This window comes from Paenibacillus sp. p3-SID867 (assembly GCF_025142895.1).
GTDB lineage: Bacteria > Bacillota > Bacilli > Paenibacillales > Paenibacillaceae > Paenibacillus_AQ.
In genome coordinates this window covers 251,564-265,963 of record NZ_JAMBDM010000002.1, presented here as the reverse complement: position 1 = coordinate 265,963, position 14,400 = coordinate 251,564, and the positions used below count along the sequence as shown (strand labels likewise).

The following is a 14,400-nucleotide window of genomic DNA, read 5'->3' as shown; positions in this document are numbered from 1 at the left end:
CTCCCTCTTCCTAGGTCCGCTAATCCCGAAGGCTCCGGCCGGTCAACGTCAGGAACACCGTTTCCAAATTCGGCTCGGACGCTTGAACGGAACGAATTTCAATGCCTTGCGCCATGAATTGCTGAATGATTTTATTCAGGTTATTGACTCCTGCGTCGGAGCTGATGTGCACGACATTCTCCTTCACTTCAACCGATTTGACGCCTGAGATCTCCTTCAGCTTGTTCGCTTCAAGATAGGCGGCCGTTTGCACCTCGATCCCGATATCCTTCTGGTCCGTAATAATGGACTTCAGCTGTGCCTTCGTGCCCTCCGCTATGATCTTGCCGTGGTCGATAATGGCAATCCGGGTGCAGAGCTCCTCCACTTCCTCCATATAATGGCTCGTGTACAGGATCGTGCTGCCCATCTCGTTCAGCTTCCTGACCGAGTTCAGGATATAGTTCCTCGATTGGGGATCGATGCCGACGGTCGGCTCATCCATGATGATCAGCTTCGGTCTGTGGGCAATCGCGCAAGCGATATTCAGTCGTCTCTTCATGCCTCCGGAGAAGCTTTTCGGGTACATCTTATGTTTGTCGCTAAGTCCGACGAAGGCAAGCGCCTCTTCGGCCCTGCTCCTAAGCTCCGATCCTCTCAGTCCATACAATCCGGCAAAAAAATGAACATTCTCATAGGCGGTCAGATCCTCATATATCGCGACCTCTTGCGGAACCATGCCGATCTGCTGCTTCGCGAACTTTCGAAACTTCATCAGATTCTTGCCCAGGACATGGACCTCTCCCTTGGTCATGGGCATGAGCGACGATATGATATTAATGGTTGTGCTCTTGCCTGCTCCGTTCGCGCCCAGGAAGCCGAAAATCTCGCCTTCCCGTATGTTCAACGACAACTGGTCTACCGCTATGAAATCCCCAAACTTCTTCGTGAGCCCTTTGATCTCCAGCACGTTCATACGTTTTTCGCCTCCATATTCCATCCACGCTTCAACCGGTGGACTTGATCTGCATTTATCGTACGAAAAAAGGATGCCCTTGCGATAGTGCACAAGTTCATCCTTACCCATGAGAATCTTCATGTTGTTGACGATCCAAATCTTCACCCTTGCGGGGAATGTCATTTTTGACCCGATATCCCTAATTCGCCAAATGCGCTTACCGGGTTTTAGCTATAAGGAATTAAAGTGGTCACCGAGAAGCCGGCGGAGCCATCCACGATCACGGTACCATTCACAACCGCGGCGCGCTCCTCCATGCCTATGATCCCAAGACCCTTGATGACCTTCTGCATGCCCTTGCCGTTGTCGCTGACCTTGGCTTTGATCATGGTGCCCAGAACTTCGATATGTAACGAGACTGCCGTTGCATTCGCATACTTCATCGTATTGGTTAACGCTTCCTGGGTGTTATCCTGAATGATTTTCCACTGAAGCGGTGTAATCACATCCATATTGCCCTCATGCGTTAATACGGTCTTGATCGGGTGCTGGGCGGAGAACTCCTCAAGGAATAAACGCATTCGGTTAATGCCGAGCTGCTCCGTCGGAGGCTTTACGTTCTTCAGAACCAGCCTGATGCTCTCAATACCTTCTTTCGATATCGATATGGCATTCTGCAGCAGCTCGGCGGACTTGTCCGGATTCGTTGTCATCAAGCGCTTGGCCGCTTCCATCTGAATCAATGCGCCCGTCATGGAATGTCCGATCTTATCATGAATTTCCTGGGACAGCCGATTTCGCTCTTCCAGCTTGAACATATATTCAAACTGCCGGATGTACTCATTATTTTCGCTCAGCCGCTGGGTCAACCGATCCAGTTCACGATGCATCTGCTCGTTCTGCTCCTGATAGGATGTGACTCGGCTTATAAAAGTCCTCAGCATCGTGAGATAAATATAGGATAGAACGGATATAAAGACATAGGTCATGCCAAGCTCGTGAGGCACTATAAGCGCTGGAACCAGCAGGGGGATCAGGGTCATCCAGCTCCTGCGAAGATATAAAGACAGCAGCTCGTACAGATTCGCGGGAAGCAGCATGAAGAACAGCGGATGGATGTAGAATGAGGACGCCACGACAACAAGAATAGCCAGTACCATGAAGTATGGCTGTGTATTGCGACTCTTGAAAATATAGACGGATACACTCACGGAAAGGTAGAGAAGCATGACCAGTATATACCATGGCGTAATTGCAAGATCAGAGGCATACGACTGGCTGATCACATACAGGAACAGCATGCTTTTGAACCCGATGACCCACAGTTCGGCATAATTTCGGCGTTCGCTCACTTATTCACTTCCCCCGTCAGATAGTAAATCGCAATCTGGGTTCGATGCTCAAGACCTGTCTTGCTGAGAACCGAAGTGATGTGATTGGCAATCGTGCCTTCGGAAATAAACAGCTTCTTCGAGATTTCCTTGTTAGCCAGCCCTTTGGCGATGAGCGCCATAATATCCAGTTCCCTTTCGGTAAATAGACTCCGGTCGAACTTGTCTGCCTTATCTTCCTTGTCAGGCTTTCCGGGAGACAGCCCGGATTTGATTTTATCCAGTACGATGTCCTGCAGCACATGATGGCCATGGTACACGGTTTTGATCGCATCGCGAATCCGTTCCGGATCATTATTCTTCAGCAGATAACCCTTGGCGCCATTCAGGATCGCATCGGTAATGTATTCATCGTCGTCGAAGGTCGTTAAGATCAGCGTCTTGGTCCTGGTACGCTCCGTGAGCTGTTTCGCGGCCTCAACGCCGTTCAGATTCGGCATCCGGACGTCCATCAGCGCCACATCCACTTCATGCGCTTCGCAATAGGCTACCGCTTCCTGGCCGTCTTCAACGGTCGCCACGACGTCGAACTCATCAAACGTAGTCAGAATGATTTTCATACCTTCCCTGATAAACGAATTATCGTCCGCTATGATCACTTTAATCTTCAACTTACGCTCACACTCCCTTATTCAGGATTATACAGGCTGTCATCTTGAAGAACGACAGTATTTTTATTCACCTAATAAAAGGGGGACCATCACGATGCTAACCTTTGCCATGTCATGTTCCCAGCCGCAGGGACCAACCCGCTTAAGCAAAGTAAAAAAGCAGTGCGGGTACACACCCCACACTGCCCATTCGCCAACCTATTCTATTAAGAAGCGGTCATCGACTTTCTTTTATCGGAAAGGCTCCCCTTCTTCAGCACCGAGGCAAGCAGCAGAACAAGGAAACCTCCAGCGATAGACCATAGTACGGCAGTATTCACGGAAGATTCGGAAACGCCGTCAAAATACATCACATCTCTTAGAGCCGAAGCAGCAAAGCGGAGCGGCGTCCACGAGTACAGCCAATCCTGTGTTGCCTGCGGCAGAAACTCCGGCGCCATATTAAGAAGCGGCATCGAGAAGAACATCAGGAGCACCAAGATCCCCATAGCCGGGATTCCCATCCAGTTGAGCAGGGTCGACTGAAAGAGGAAAAAGGCAGAACCTGCCAGCCACAGCATCAGCCAAACGCGGCCCCCGTTGGTAAACTCCATGCCATACCAGGAGGATGCCATCCATACTAGGAAACCGGAAGCCAGACCCGCCAGCAGCAAACCGGCAGCGCCTTGCAGCACAATCGAGGTTCCCCTGCCGCTGCCGTCAGCTACGGCTTTCTGCAGCGCCTGGAACATGAACACGCTAATGATCAGACATCCAATCCATAAAATCTGTACCAGCATGCCCGGCGCATTGCCGCTTGCGTGATTAATCCCGACAGGATGTACAACCTCCTCCTGAACCTCAAACGGGGTAAGGAGAGCCTGTGCGGTTGTTACAGGCAGCATATCCGTCTGCGTGCTGATCATCGTCAATGCCTGGTTGGAGAGCTGCCCTCCCGCCATCTTCATCGCTTGCCCGAGCATCTGTTTCACCGCTGTGGATGCCTGCGTGCTCATCCCCTCGTTCACCAGCACCTGCACCACAGCCGGCTTGGGAGCAGGCGATTGCAGCGACAAGATGCTCGCGCTTAAGTCCTCAGGCAGCACAAGGGCTCCATAATACTTCTGGCTGTCAAGCCCTTCCCGTGCCTCCGCTTCCGAATTCACGATCTTCCACTGAATGGGCAGCTGTGAGTTGCCCTGCAGCATCCCCTTCATCATATCGCCAACAGCAAGGGGTTCGCCGTTCGGTAACTCCGCCGGCTGATCCAAGACGACCAATGCAACGGGCAGCGACTTCGGCTTCGCTCCCGCGATCGATCCCATCATGGCCACGCCGAAGACCGACAGGGCCAGAATGACAACCAATGCGCCGATCCACAGCATGTTTTGTTTTAAGAAACCCATATCTACCACTCCTCGTCATTAATGAACATACTGTTGATTAAAGATCACAGCGTTAATTATAATGAAGAGAGATTTTTGTTCAATCATCAGCTTTCGGCGGAGTGTTCATTACTCATCAGTGTTCAAGCATTCTGTTGATTAAGTGTTCAAAATTATACTGGAGGGGAATTCCTTGATCAAAAAGACGGATCGCCGGCAAATTCGGACGAATCAGCTGTTGCGGCAGACCTTGTTTGAGCTCATGGACGAAAAAAGCATAAACGCGATTACCGTCACCGATATCGCCAATCGCGCCAATATCAACCGAGGTACCTTCTATCTGCATTATCGGGATGTGCCGGATATGCTGGATAAACTCAAAGAAGAGGTGCTCCAGAAGATTAAGGACATCGTCGTTCATATTGACCCCAGGGATTCCAGAGACTATGCGGAAAAGGGCGAGCCTTATCCGGCGTCAGAGCAAATATTCGAGGAGCTCATCCGTCATGCTTCCTTCTTCCGTGCCGTTGTCGGCCCGAACGGGGACATATCCTTCGTGCGACAATTCAGGGAATTCATGAAGGAGCATATGTTTGCTAAGCATGCGTTCAGAATGCCCGTAGCAGAGAATCAAATCATTCCGAGCGATTACCTGATTGCGTATATGACCTCCGCCAATATCGGCCTGGTCATACACTGGATCGAGTCCGGCATGAATAAGTCCGCAAGAGAAATGGCGATCATGATGACCCAGCTGATCAACTACGGCCCGTTGATTACTTCAGGGATCATCCCAAAACAGTAGGTAATGCAAAAGAAGAGAAGCGGGGAATTCCCTCGCTTCTCTTCTATGCTTAATGGCACATAGGCACTTTGCCTGCTTCGCTAATTGATCAATTGCTTTACTAATTCGCGGTTTCGCTCCTTGAATACCTCGTTATGCGAGGAGACCATCGCGTACTTTTTGGCATCCGGCTCAATGAACTGCTTCGCGCTGTTCACCGCGTTCGCGGCATCCTGGAAGGCGCCCGCAATCAGGTGCAGCTTCCCGTCAAAATGCAGGATGTCGCCCGCGGCATACAATCCCGGTATGGAAGAGTTGCAGCTTGCGTTGCCCGCGATATAGTAATCATCCACCCGATGAATATCGAGCTTGCTGTTCTCCAAGAGCGACATATCCCGTTCATAGCCATGGTTAATGATCACTTCGTCTACGGCCAGATAGGAAACTTCCCCCGTCTCATTATTGGTCAATTCCACCCGCTCGATCACCTCATGATTATCCGAAGCAATAAGCTTCGTGATCGATGTATTGAGATGGCAAGTGGCCTTGCTGTTCATCAACTGATCGACTTGGGCTTCATGGCCTGACAATTCGCCTTTGCGATAGGCCAGGTACACCTTCTTCGCCACAGGCTCCAGCTCATTCGCCCAATCCACGGCCGAATTTCCTCCGCCGGACACAATCACCGTTTTGCCCTTGAAATGCTGCAGGGACTTCACCGTGTAGTTCAGGTTCGACACCTCAAACCGCTCGGCTCCTTCAATATCCAGTTTCTGCGGATTCAGGATACCTCCGCCGACCGCCACGATGACCGTTTTGGACAGATGCACGCCGGAATTCGCCGTATGTAATTCGAACAGCCCTTCCTCATTGCGGGCGATCGATTCAACCTTCTCGTTTAACAGCACTTCGGGATTAAACGTCAGACCTTGCTGAACCATCTGCTCGATCAGCTTCGCGCCCGGAACGGGTGTCAGTCCGCCAACGTCCCATATCATTTTTTCCGGATAGACGTGAACCTTTCCGCCAAGCATGGGTTGATATTCTATAATCTTGGTTTTCATGCCGCGCAGTCCACTATAAAAAGCAGAATATAATCCTGCTGGTCCTCCACCAATAACCGTTACATCAAATATCTCTTTCCCACTCATGCATTTCACTCCCGGTCTATAAATTAAAAGGCTGTTTGTGATTACCTTGTAACGTAAATGATTATCATTATCAATTAGTATACGTTGCCTTTCACCGTTTTACAATCAATCATTTAGAAAAAATTCATATTGTCACAATTTCGCCTACATATAGGCATGTATCACTCTGCCAATCTATATATGGATATTATTCGGCTGAAACATGAATATTATTTAAAATTTCCATTAAGATATTTATTGACAACGACGCGGCCCCACATTATATTTATGGATGAAATTGAGAATCATTATCGTTTGATAGCTAACTACTCTGGAGGTGAAATGATGATTCGCCTAAGTACAGATCGAATAAGCGTCGGTTACGGCGAGAATCTGATATTGAATCGTCTTAACGTAGATATTCCCGATAAAAGAATCACAACCATCATTGGGCCGAACGGCTGCGGCAAATCCACTCTTTTGAAGGCTGTTACCCGCATTATTCCTTACCAGTCCGGTGCTGCCATTCTCGATGGAGAAGAAATCGCCAAGATGAACACCAAACTGCTGGCGAAGAAGCTGGCCATTCTGCCCCAAACTCCGGAAGGACCGGGCGGTTTAACGGTTGGCGAGCTTGTCTCCTATGGCCGATATCCTCATCAACGCGGTTTTGGCCGCTTGACCAAGCAGGATATGGAAGTGATCGACTGGGCGCTGGAGGTTACCGGAACCCAGGATTACAAATATCGCTCGGTGGATGCTCTATCCGGGGGACAAAGACAGCGGGTGTGGATTGCGATGGCACTTGCTCAGGAGACCGAAATGATCTTCCTTGACGAACCGACCACGTATCTGGACATGGCGCATCAGCTTGAGATCCTGGAACTGCTGGAGAGGCTTAACATCGAGCAAGAACGTACCATTGTTATGGTCCTGCATGATTTAAACCAAGCCGCCAGATTCGCTGATTACATTATCGCGATGAAGGATGGAGATATCATTCAGGCCGGTGATCCGGAAGCCGTCATTTCACACGACGTATTAAAGAAAGTATTCCATATCGACGCCGAGATCGGCCGCGATCCGCGCACGGCGAAACCGATCTGTATCACATACAATCTATTAAAAGGGGAAAAAGAGGATGTACTCAAAACGGAGCAAAACGACAACTACGAAGAAACTACTCATCCCGTTTATAGCGCTGCTGCTCATTCTTAGCGCTTGCAGCAGCAAGCCTGCGGAGACAAACAGCAATAATACAGGAACGGCCGAATCACCTAAAACGGAACAAAGCGAAACTCCATCCGGGACCATTACATATGAGTCCGAGAACGGACCCGTCGAAGTGCCTGCCAAACCGCAGCGCGTGATTGTGCTGTCTTCCTATGTAGGCGACCTGCTTGCACTCGGCGTCAACATGGTGGGCGTTGATTCCTGGTCCAAGGCCAACCCCGCATTTGCGGACAAAATCAAGGATGCCGAAGAAGTCACGGATGAAAGCCTGGAGAAAATCATCGAGTTGGACCCCGACCTCATCATCGGCCTGTCCACTATCAAGAACGTGGATAAGCTGAAAGAGATTGCCCCAACCGTGACCTTCACCTACGGAAAAGTCGATTATTTGACGCAGCATCTTGAAATCGGCAAGCTTGTGAACAAAGAAAAGGAAGCCCAGGCCTGGATCGATGATTTCAAGCAACGGGCGCAAAAAGCCGGCGAGGACATCCGTGCCAAAATTGGAGAAGACGCCACCGTATCCGTTATTGAGAGCTTTGATAAACAGCTTTATGTATACGGCGATAACTGGGGCCGCGGCACTGAAATCCTGTATCAGGAAATGAAGCTGAAAATGCCGGAGAAAGTGAAAGAAATGGCATTGAAGGACGGTTACTATGCCCTTTCCGCGGAAGTGCTGCCGGAGTATGCCGGCGACTATGTTATTCTAAGCAAATTTGCCGATGCCGATACGTCCTTCCAGCAAACCGAGACGTATAAGCAAATCCCGGCGGTGAAGAATGGCCGCGTATACGAAGCAGACGGAAACCGGATTTATTTTAATGATGCCACCACGCTGGAGTACCAGCTAGAGTTCATTACGGAACACTTTTTGGGCAACTAGCATTTAGGCTGCCTTTGCTCAGACTTATTTCGATTGCATATTCCAACTTTAAGATGAGAAGATGATTCCATGACAATGCCTACGAAACGATCCATTCCTATTTCCATCAAATTGATTGCAGGCATCATCGTATTTATGGGCATGTTTGTTGTTGCGATGGTGTTCGGTGCAGCTGAAACCAGCATCAAGGATGTATGGTTTGCCCTTACCACCTCGATGGAGGGCGAAAAATTATCCCTCCTTCGCGAAATCCGCCTGCCCCGTGAGGTTGCAGCTATTCTGGTCGGAGCCGCGCTTGCGGTCTCCGGCGCCATCATGCAGGGCATTACCCGCAATCCGCTGGCGGATCCCGGCCTGCTCGGCCTTACCAGCGGGGCGAATGCGGCGCTTGCCTTCACGCTGGCTTTCATGCCGGCTGCCAATTATTTTGGCATTATGGTGGCCTGCTTCATCGGAGCGGCGATCGGCGCCGTGATGGTCTTTGGCATCGGAGCCATGCGAAAAGGCGGCTTCTCTCCCTTGCAGATGGTGCTGGCTGGCTCAGCCGTATCCGCATTCCTGTACGCCATCGCTGAAGGAATCGGCATTTATTTTAAAATATCCAAGGATGTGTCCATGTGGACGGCAGGCGGTGTGATCGGCACATCATGGGGACAGCTACAGACAATATTTCCGTTTATTCTCATTGGAATTATAATTGCCATCGTGTTATCAAGACAGCTGACCATCCTTAGCCTAAGTGAAGAGGTCGCCGTCGGTTTGGGACAGAACATTGCCGCTATCAAAGGCATCCTGTTTGTCGTGATTGTCCTCCTGGCTGGAACCTCTGTGGCCTTGGTGGGAAATCTGGCCTTCCTCGGCCTGATGATTCCCCATATCGTACGCGGGATCGTTGGAACCGACTACCGCCATGTCATTCCGATGTCCGCCCTCGTCGGAGCCATCTTCATGCTGTTTGCCGACACGGTCGGACGAACGCTGCATGCTCCTTACGAAACACCCGTAGCCGCTCTGATCGCCATCATGGGGTTGCCCTTCTTCCTGTTTATCGTACGCAAAGGAGGGCGGGGACTGTCATGATTCATCCATCGTTAATAAGAAAACAACGCATTACATTTCTGGTCTTGTTGATCCTTACAGTAGTTACTATCCTCGTTGGTCTGGGTCTCGGTTATTCATCCGTTAGCTATGACCGGATTATTCCAACCCTGCTGGGGCAAGGCAGCTTCAAGGAGAAATTCATTATCTTCGATGTGCGCCTGCCGCGCATGCTTATTACTTTGCTGGCCGGAATGGCGCTTGCCTTATCGGGTGCCATTCTGCAGAGCATTACCCGAAATGATCTTGCGGATCCCGGTATTATCGGCATTAACTCGGGGGCCGGGGTCGGCGTAGCCGTATTTTTCCTGTTCTTCCCGATCGAAGCCGGCTCCTTTATTTACATGCTGCCTTTGGCGGCATTTATCGGAGCTGTGCTAACATCCGTGGGCATCTACCTGTTCTCTTTCCGAAAAGGCGAAGGCCTGCAGCCCGTTAAATTGGTGCTTACCGGTGTCGGGTTCTCCATGGCGCTCTCGGGTGTCATGATTGTGCTCACGTCGTCTGCCGAGCGGACCAAGGTCGATTTTATCGCCAAGTGGCTGGCGGGCGGGATATGGGGAACCGATTGGCCCTTCATTGTGGCGCTGCTGCCCTGGCTGATCATTCTGATTCCATTCACCCTGTACAAAGCGCAGCGCATGAATCTGCTGGGATTAAGCGATCCTGTGGGCATCGGCGTAGGCGTATCCATTGAGAAGGAGCGCATCGTGCTGCTTCTGGCTGCCGTAGCGCTTGCAGCATCCGCGGTGTCCGTTACGGGCGGGATTACATTCATCGGACTCATGGGCCCACACATTGCCAAAGCGCTGGTCGGCCCGCGGAATCAGATGTACATTCCGATTGCCGTATTGATCGGGGGCTGGCTGCTGCTCCTCGCGGACACGATCGGACGCAACCTCGTGGATCCCGACGGCATCGCCGCAGGCATTATGGTCGCCATCATCGGCGCGCCGTATTTTGTATATTTGCTGCTGAAGAAAAAATAACCGTTATTCTCTTTTTTAACTGAATGCCTAAGCCCCTATTGCACTCTTTCAGGTGTAATAGGGGCTTTTTTGACTGGTTCGGCTATGGTTGCCGCCTTTTCCGAGCTTATCTCCTCACAAAATAAAGAGGGCACCGCATGGATGCCCTCTTTATCGCGCAGGGAGTAAACAACCTAGTTCCACTAAGCGTTTGCCCTTTACTTCTTCCCCCTGTTGGCCGCCTCTTCCAGACGCCGGAACCGTTTCAGATCAGCCTTCCGAATCGGAATCGGCTCTCGGCTAAGCAGCTTCACCACGGCAATGACCAACAACAGCAGCAGCACCGTAAACGGCAATGCCGCAATCAATGAAGCCGTCTGTAAGGCTTCCAGCCCGCCCGCATACAGCAGTACACCGGCTATCGCTGCCATGAGCGTGCCCCACACGATTTTTGCAATGTGCGGAGGGTTCAGGCTGCCATAGGTGGTCATGCTGGATAAGATGTAGGTTGCTGAGTCCGCTGATGTTACCAGGAACGTCAGAATGAGTAAAATCGCCAGCACATTCATGACCATGGAGAAGGGTAATTGGTTAAAGAGCTGAAACAGAGCAGATGTCACATCTGCATTAACGGCTGCAGCAATCCCGGTGCTCTCGTGCAGATCAAACCAGATCGCCGTCCCGCCGAATACCGCGATCCATAGACAGGCAATGACCGGCGGCACAACCATCACACCCACAATGAATTCACGAATCGTTCTTCCCTTGGACACCCTCGCCACGAAAGCTCCCACATACGGAGACCAAGCAATCGCCCAGGCCCAGTAAAAGATCGTCCATTCCCGTACCCACGTGCCTTCAGCGTAGGGTTGAAGCCTCAGGCTGTACGATACGAAATTCGTAATGTAATCGCCCAGCGCCAATGTAAAGGTCTCCAAGATGAAAACAGTGGGACCACTAACAAACACAAACAATAAAAAAATGAGCGCCAACGCGAGGTTCAGGTTGCTTAAGTATTTAATCCCTTTATCCAATCCCGTTGTGGATGAGATCATATAAGCGACAAAAATAAGCCCCAGCATCATTAACTGCAACCCGACACCATTGTTCACTCCCATAATCGTGTTCAAACCACCGCTCATCTGCAGAACGCCAAGTCCAATGGAAGTCGCGATGCCCATGACCGTTGCAATCACCGCAAGGATATCAATCGTATTCTTCACTGCGGGCTTCGAGCCGGTGACAGGCTCCAGCGCTGTCGACACCAGCCCATCCTTCTGCTTACGGTACTGAAGAAACGCGATCACAAGTCCGACAAGGGCAAACACCGACCACTGACTAATCCCCCAATGAAAAAAAGAATAGCCCATAGCCACACGCGCCGCGTCCACACCTTGTGCTTCGACGCCTCCGAACGGCGTCTTAAAAAAATGGCTCATGGGTTCAGCCACGCCCCAAAACACCAGCCCTACACCAAACCCCGCAGAGAACAGCATTCCAATCCAGGTGAAGAACGGATACTCGGGCTTCTCCTTATCTCCGCCAAGGCGAATCGTTCCGTATTTACTGGCTGCCACCCAGATCAAAAAGATAATAATCACAAAGATCGAGAGCAGATAGAACCAGCCGAACGTATTCGTCGTAAATCTGTACAAATACCCTGCCACTTCACCGAATGCTCCAGGCATAGCAGCCCCTAGAATAGCAAGAATGGCAATGATAACGGCCGAAACCGTGAACACGATATTCTTGAATAAACTCCCTTTCATATGCTCCACCTCAGGCTATTAAGTCATCCATTCCTATACAGTATCTGTATTTAAACCAGAATTGATGTACTTAATCGGTAAATGTGTGCAGCAAGGGGGTATTCTTCAGATCAAGGCCAACTTGAAGTGCTATTCGTTAGGAACCTGTTTCGTATTGATATACTGTTGTCCTAGAATGACCATTTGCTCGAGCACTGCTTTGAAATGGATACCGAACTCCGTTATGGAGTATTCCACCTTGGGGGGTACCTCTTGATACACCGTCCGTTTCACGATGCCGTTCTCCTCTAACTCCCGCAATTGAACGGTAAGCACATGCCTTGATACTTCCGGTATTCTCCGATGCAGCTCACCAAATCGCAGCGTTTCCTGAAACAGTTCATACAGTACTCGAGGCTTCCACTTTCCACTAATCATGTGCAAGCCTACTTCAGCCGGGCACCCATTCCGCTCATCCTGATATGGCATATGTATTGCTGAACCCCCTTTAAGTCATTGGTCATAAATAGATGACTATGTCATAAAATTCTGCGTACTTACCACAGCTTTTATTTTCAGATAGGCTATTGCTATCATCATACAGAAAGAGGAGATTCAATGAAACCATCCATACCCGCAAGCCGAGTCTGGAAGCCGGAGGAGATGAATGCCGCATTTGCTGATGCGTATAACTCAGGGGACATCGATCAAGTGCTGGCGTTGTATGAACCGAACAGTATTCATGTCCACAGCAATGGAAGCTTGGAGATCGGAATTCATTCCTTCCGCCATACTCTGGAGGAACTGCTGCTGCTTCAAGGCAAGATGGTCTCCACCAATCTATACTGCATCCCCTTTGAAAATATCGCTATGCTGCGTGCCCATTTCATCTTGCATACCGTGGACCCGGATGGCAAACCTCTGGTGCTGCAAGGTTATACCTCCGAGATCGTGAGGCAGCAGCCTGATGGAAGCTGGATGTACATTGTGGACCATCCGTTTGGTTCGGATGTTATGGAATGAAGGTAATTATACAATTACCTTAGTAACCGGGCTGGTAATTCATCAAGGGATCACCAGCCATGTTATGCTATCTAGCTACAAACCAATTTTCTGGCTCAGGTGTTATGGTCACAAGCACTTGGCCAACTTGGCCTGGCTGCGGATCAACCGCAGGTTGTCCGGCAACAGGAGTTCCTCCCCCGTTACCACCGTTTCCGCCGTTGGCCCCACCTCCACCGCCAACGGTAACAATGCCTGTTACACCCATTGCATTCACTCCGCCTATACCACCATTCAGCTGGAGTGTCCCCGTAACTGTAGGAGAAACGGTTGATATAAGGTGGATAACACCACCACTTCCGCCTCCGCCGCCACCTTCGCCATCTCCGCCATTACCATCCCAACCGATAGCCCCGTTCCCTCCAGCCGCCGCAAGGGTTCCCGCAATGGTTATGCTATTCTTAGCAGCAATCAATATAAAGCCCCCAGCACCGCCCCCGCTACCGACTATACCGCTACCCGCAGAGAGTGGGTTTACTCCATGATTTCCGTTAGCAGTAATCAGAGCCCCATTGGCAATTACGACTTGGCCCTGGGCAGCCAAAATCAAACTACCTCCGCCTTCTCCGCCACTGCCTAACAAAGGTCGGCTTCCAGCCCCACCACCAGCTGCTGTAGGAATGACCTGTGCTGCTTGCAGTGAACCGAGTCCAATTCCGCCGTTATATGGTCCTGCAGCAGCAGCGGATATTCCCTCGTTTGGTGAGCCATTGCCAGAGTCTGCCGCTCCGGGAAGAACCGTAACTACACCACTTATCATGAGATCCCCCGATGATTGGATCGTGATGCCGCTTGGAATGATAAGTGTCCCCGCAATTTCCACTCTGGAGAACTGCAGATTGGTTCCAGAAGGCAATGCTGCAAGAGAGCCTGGAACACTTAAATCCACAACCTGGCCGCTGTTTATGAGCAATTCACCCGCTGAGCCATCCCCATAAACAGCAAGCAAACCATCTATCCCCTGCGGCCCAAGCGGCCCTTGTGGTCCTGCCGGGCCAATCAAACCTACCGCTGTTTCCGATATACCCTGAATCCCTTGAGGACCTTGAGGACCCTGAGGGCCAACAGGCCCTACGGGACCAATCGGCCCGACCGCTCCTGGCCTTCCCCGAAATCCCCGGAGACCACGTTGCCGGATTACCCTTACCTTGGATTTCTTGCACTGAAAATATCGTTTCTTTAAATGAT

At 50.7% G+C, this 14,400-nt stretch carries 14 protein-coding genes; 6 read left to right on the top strand and 8 right to left on the bottom strand.

The window, feature by feature from the left end:
- Window positions 1-19 precede the first annotated feature (19 nt).
- The 4 genes from M4D81_RS04520 to M4D81_RS04505 all read right to left on the bottom strand — a co-directional run bounded on the left by M4D81_RS04520 (window position 20) and on the right by M4D81_RS04505 (window position 4,324).
- Window positions 20-955, bottom strand: coding sequence for an ABC transporter ATP-binding protein (locus M4D81_RS04520; RefSeq protein ID WP_260064675.1), 936 nt, complete (start codon window positions 953-955; stop codon window positions 20-22).
- Window positions 956-1,164: 209 nt separating this feature from the next.
- Entirely contained in the window at window positions 1,165-2,238 is a 1,074-nt protein-coding gene (locus M4D81_RS04515; protein ID WP_260065088.1) for a sensor histidine kinase, read from the bottom strand.
- A gap of 47 nt (window positions 2,239-2,285) precedes the next feature.
- The gene (locus M4D81_RS04510; protein ID WP_260064673.1) at window positions 2,286-2,939 is read right to left on the bottom strand and encodes a response regulator transcription factor; all 654 of its coding nucleotides are present in this window, start codon (window positions 2,937-2,939) and stop codon (window positions 2,286-2,288) included.
- Between the two features lie 206 nt (window positions 2,940-3,145).
- Window positions 3,146-4,324 carry a YhgE/Pip domain-containing protein gene (locus tag M4D81_RS04505; RefSeq protein WP_260064672.1) on the bottom strand — a complete coding sequence of 393 codons (1,179 nt, stop codon included), beginning with the start codon at window positions 4,322-4,324 and terminating at the stop codon, window positions 3,146-3,148.
- Between the two features lie 172 nt (window positions 4,325-4,496).
- Between M4D81_RS04505 and M4D81_RS04500 the strand changes: the two genes are divergently transcribed.
- Entirely contained in the window at window positions 4,497-5,108 is a 612-nt protein-coding gene (locus M4D81_RS04500; protein WP_260064670.1) for a TetR/AcrR family transcriptional regulator, read from the top strand.
- Between the two features lie 80 nt (window positions 5,109-5,188).
- Here M4D81_RS04500 and M4D81_RS04495 read toward each other — a convergent pair whose 3' ends face one another.
- Window positions 5,189-6,238, bottom strand: coding sequence for an NAD(P)/FAD-dependent oxidoreductase (locus tag M4D81_RS04495; RefSeq protein ID WP_071220523.1), 1,050 nt, complete (start codon window positions 6,236-6,238; stop codon window positions 5,189-5,191).
- Between the two features lie 324 nt (window positions 6,239-6,562).
- Between M4D81_RS04495 and M4D81_RS04490 the strand changes: the two genes are divergently transcribed.
- The 4 genes from M4D81_RS04490 to M4D81_RS04475 all read left to right on the top strand — a co-directional run bounded on the left by M4D81_RS04490 (window position 6,563) and on the right by M4D81_RS04475 (window position 10,423).
- Window positions 6,563-7,435: an ABC transporter ATP-binding protein gene (locus M4D81_RS04490; protein ID WP_071220524.1), complete on the top strand. Its 873-nt coding sequence runs from the start codon at window positions 6,563-6,565 to the stop codon at window positions 7,433-7,435.
- Window positions 7,359-8,336: an iron-hydroxamate ABC transporter substrate-binding protein gene (locus tag M4D81_RS04485; RefSeq protein WP_260064668.1), complete on the top strand. Its 978-nt coding sequence runs from the start codon at window positions 7,359-7,361 to the stop codon at window positions 8,334-8,336. The genes M4D81_RS04490 and M4D81_RS04485 overlap by 77 nt, the downstream gene beginning before the upstream one ends.
- A gap of 69 nt (window positions 8,337-8,405) precedes the next feature.
- Window positions 8,406-9,416: a FecCD family ABC transporter permease gene (locus tag M4D81_RS04480; RefSeq protein WP_260064666.1), complete on the top strand. Its 1,011-nt coding sequence runs from the start codon at window positions 8,406-8,408 to the stop codon at window positions 9,414-9,416.
- Window positions 9,413-10,423 carry a FecCD family ABC transporter permease gene (locus M4D81_RS04475; RefSeq protein WP_260064664.1) on the top strand — a complete coding sequence of 337 codons (1,011 nt, stop codon included), beginning with the start codon at window positions 9,413-9,415 and terminating at the stop codon, window positions 10,421-10,423. Before M4D81_RS04480 ends, M4D81_RS04475 begins: the two co-directional genes overlap by 4 nt.
- 197 nt (window positions 10,424-10,620) lie before the next feature.
- Here M4D81_RS04475 and M4D81_RS04470 read toward each other — a convergent pair whose 3' ends face one another.
- Window positions 10,621-12,171: a BCCT family transporter gene (locus M4D81_RS04470; protein WP_260064663.1), complete on the bottom strand. Its 1,551-nt coding sequence runs from the start codon at window positions 12,169-12,171 to the stop codon at window positions 10,621-10,623.
- A 129-nt stretch (window positions 12,172-12,300) separates the two neighbouring features.
- Window positions 12,301-12,639, bottom strand: a complete 339-nt coding sequence (locus M4D81_RS04465) for a winged helix-turn-helix transcriptional regulator (protein WP_260064662.1) — start codon at window positions 12,637-12,639, stop codon at window positions 12,301-12,303.
- 129 nt (window positions 12,640-12,768) lie between these two features.
- On the opposite strand from M4D81_RS04465, the gene M4D81_RS04460 reads away from it, so the two are divergent.
- Window positions 12,769-13,173 carry a YybH family protein gene (locus M4D81_RS04460; protein WP_260064661.1) on the top strand — a complete coding sequence of 135 codons (405 nt, stop codon included), beginning with the start codon at window positions 12,769-12,771 and terminating at the stop codon, window positions 13,171-13,173.
- Between the two features lie 67 nt (window positions 13,174-13,240).
- Here the strand turns inward: M4D81_RS04460 and M4D81_RS04455 are convergent, their stop codons facing one another.
- Window positions 13,241-14,161 (bottom strand): hypothetical protein, encoded by a 921-nt coding sequence (locus tag M4D81_RS04455; protein ID WP_260064659.1) that lies wholly within the window; start codon window positions 14,159-14,161, stop codon window positions 13,241-13,243.
- Window positions 14,162-14,400 lie beyond the last annotated feature (239 nt).

Bases quoted from the DNA above. Each gene is read 5' to 3' on its own strand.
- M4D81_RS04520 (WP_260064675.1), bottom strand. From the start codon at position 955: ATGAACGTGCTGGAGATCAAAGGGCTCACGAAGAAGTTTGGGGATTTC.
- M4D81_RS04515 (WP_260065088.1), bottom strand. From the start codon at position 2,238: ATGCTGTTCCTGTATGTGATCAGCCAGTCGTATGCCTCTGATCTTGCA.
- M4D81_RS04505 (WP_260064672.1), bottom strand. From the start codon at position 4,324: ATGGGTTTCTTAAAACAAAACATGCTGTGGATCGGCGCATTGGTTGTC.
- M4D81_RS04495 (WP_071220523.1), bottom strand. From the start codon at position 6,238: ATGAGTGGGAAAGAGATATTTGATGTAACGGTTATTGGTGGAGGACCA.
- M4D81_RS04490 (WP_071220524.1), top strand. From the start codon at position 6,563: ATGATTCGCCTAAGTACAGATCGAATAAGCGTCGGTTACGGCGAGAAT.
- M4D81_RS04485 (WP_260064668.1), top strand. From the start codon at position 7,359: ATGTACTCAAAACGGAGCAAAACGACAACTACGAAGAAACTACTCATC.
- M4D81_RS04480 (WP_260064666.1), top strand. From the start codon at position 8,406: ATGACAATGCCTACGAAACGATCCATTCCTATTTCCATCAAATTGATT.
- M4D81_RS04475 (WP_260064664.1), top strand. From the start codon at position 9,413: ATGATTCATCCATCGTTAATAAGAAAACAACGCATTACATTTCTGGTC.
- M4D81_RS04470 (WP_260064663.1), bottom strand. From the start codon at position 12,171: ATGAAAGGGAGTTTATTCAAGAATATCGTGTTCACGGTTTCGGCCGTT.
- M4D81_RS04465 (WP_260064662.1), bottom strand. From the start codon at position 12,639: ATGCCATATCAGGATGAGCGGAATGGGTGCCCGGCTGAAGTAGGCTTG.
- M4D81_RS04460 (WP_260064661.1), top strand. From the start codon at position 12,769: ATGAAACCATCCATACCCGCAAGCCGAGTCTGGAAGCCGGAGGAGATG.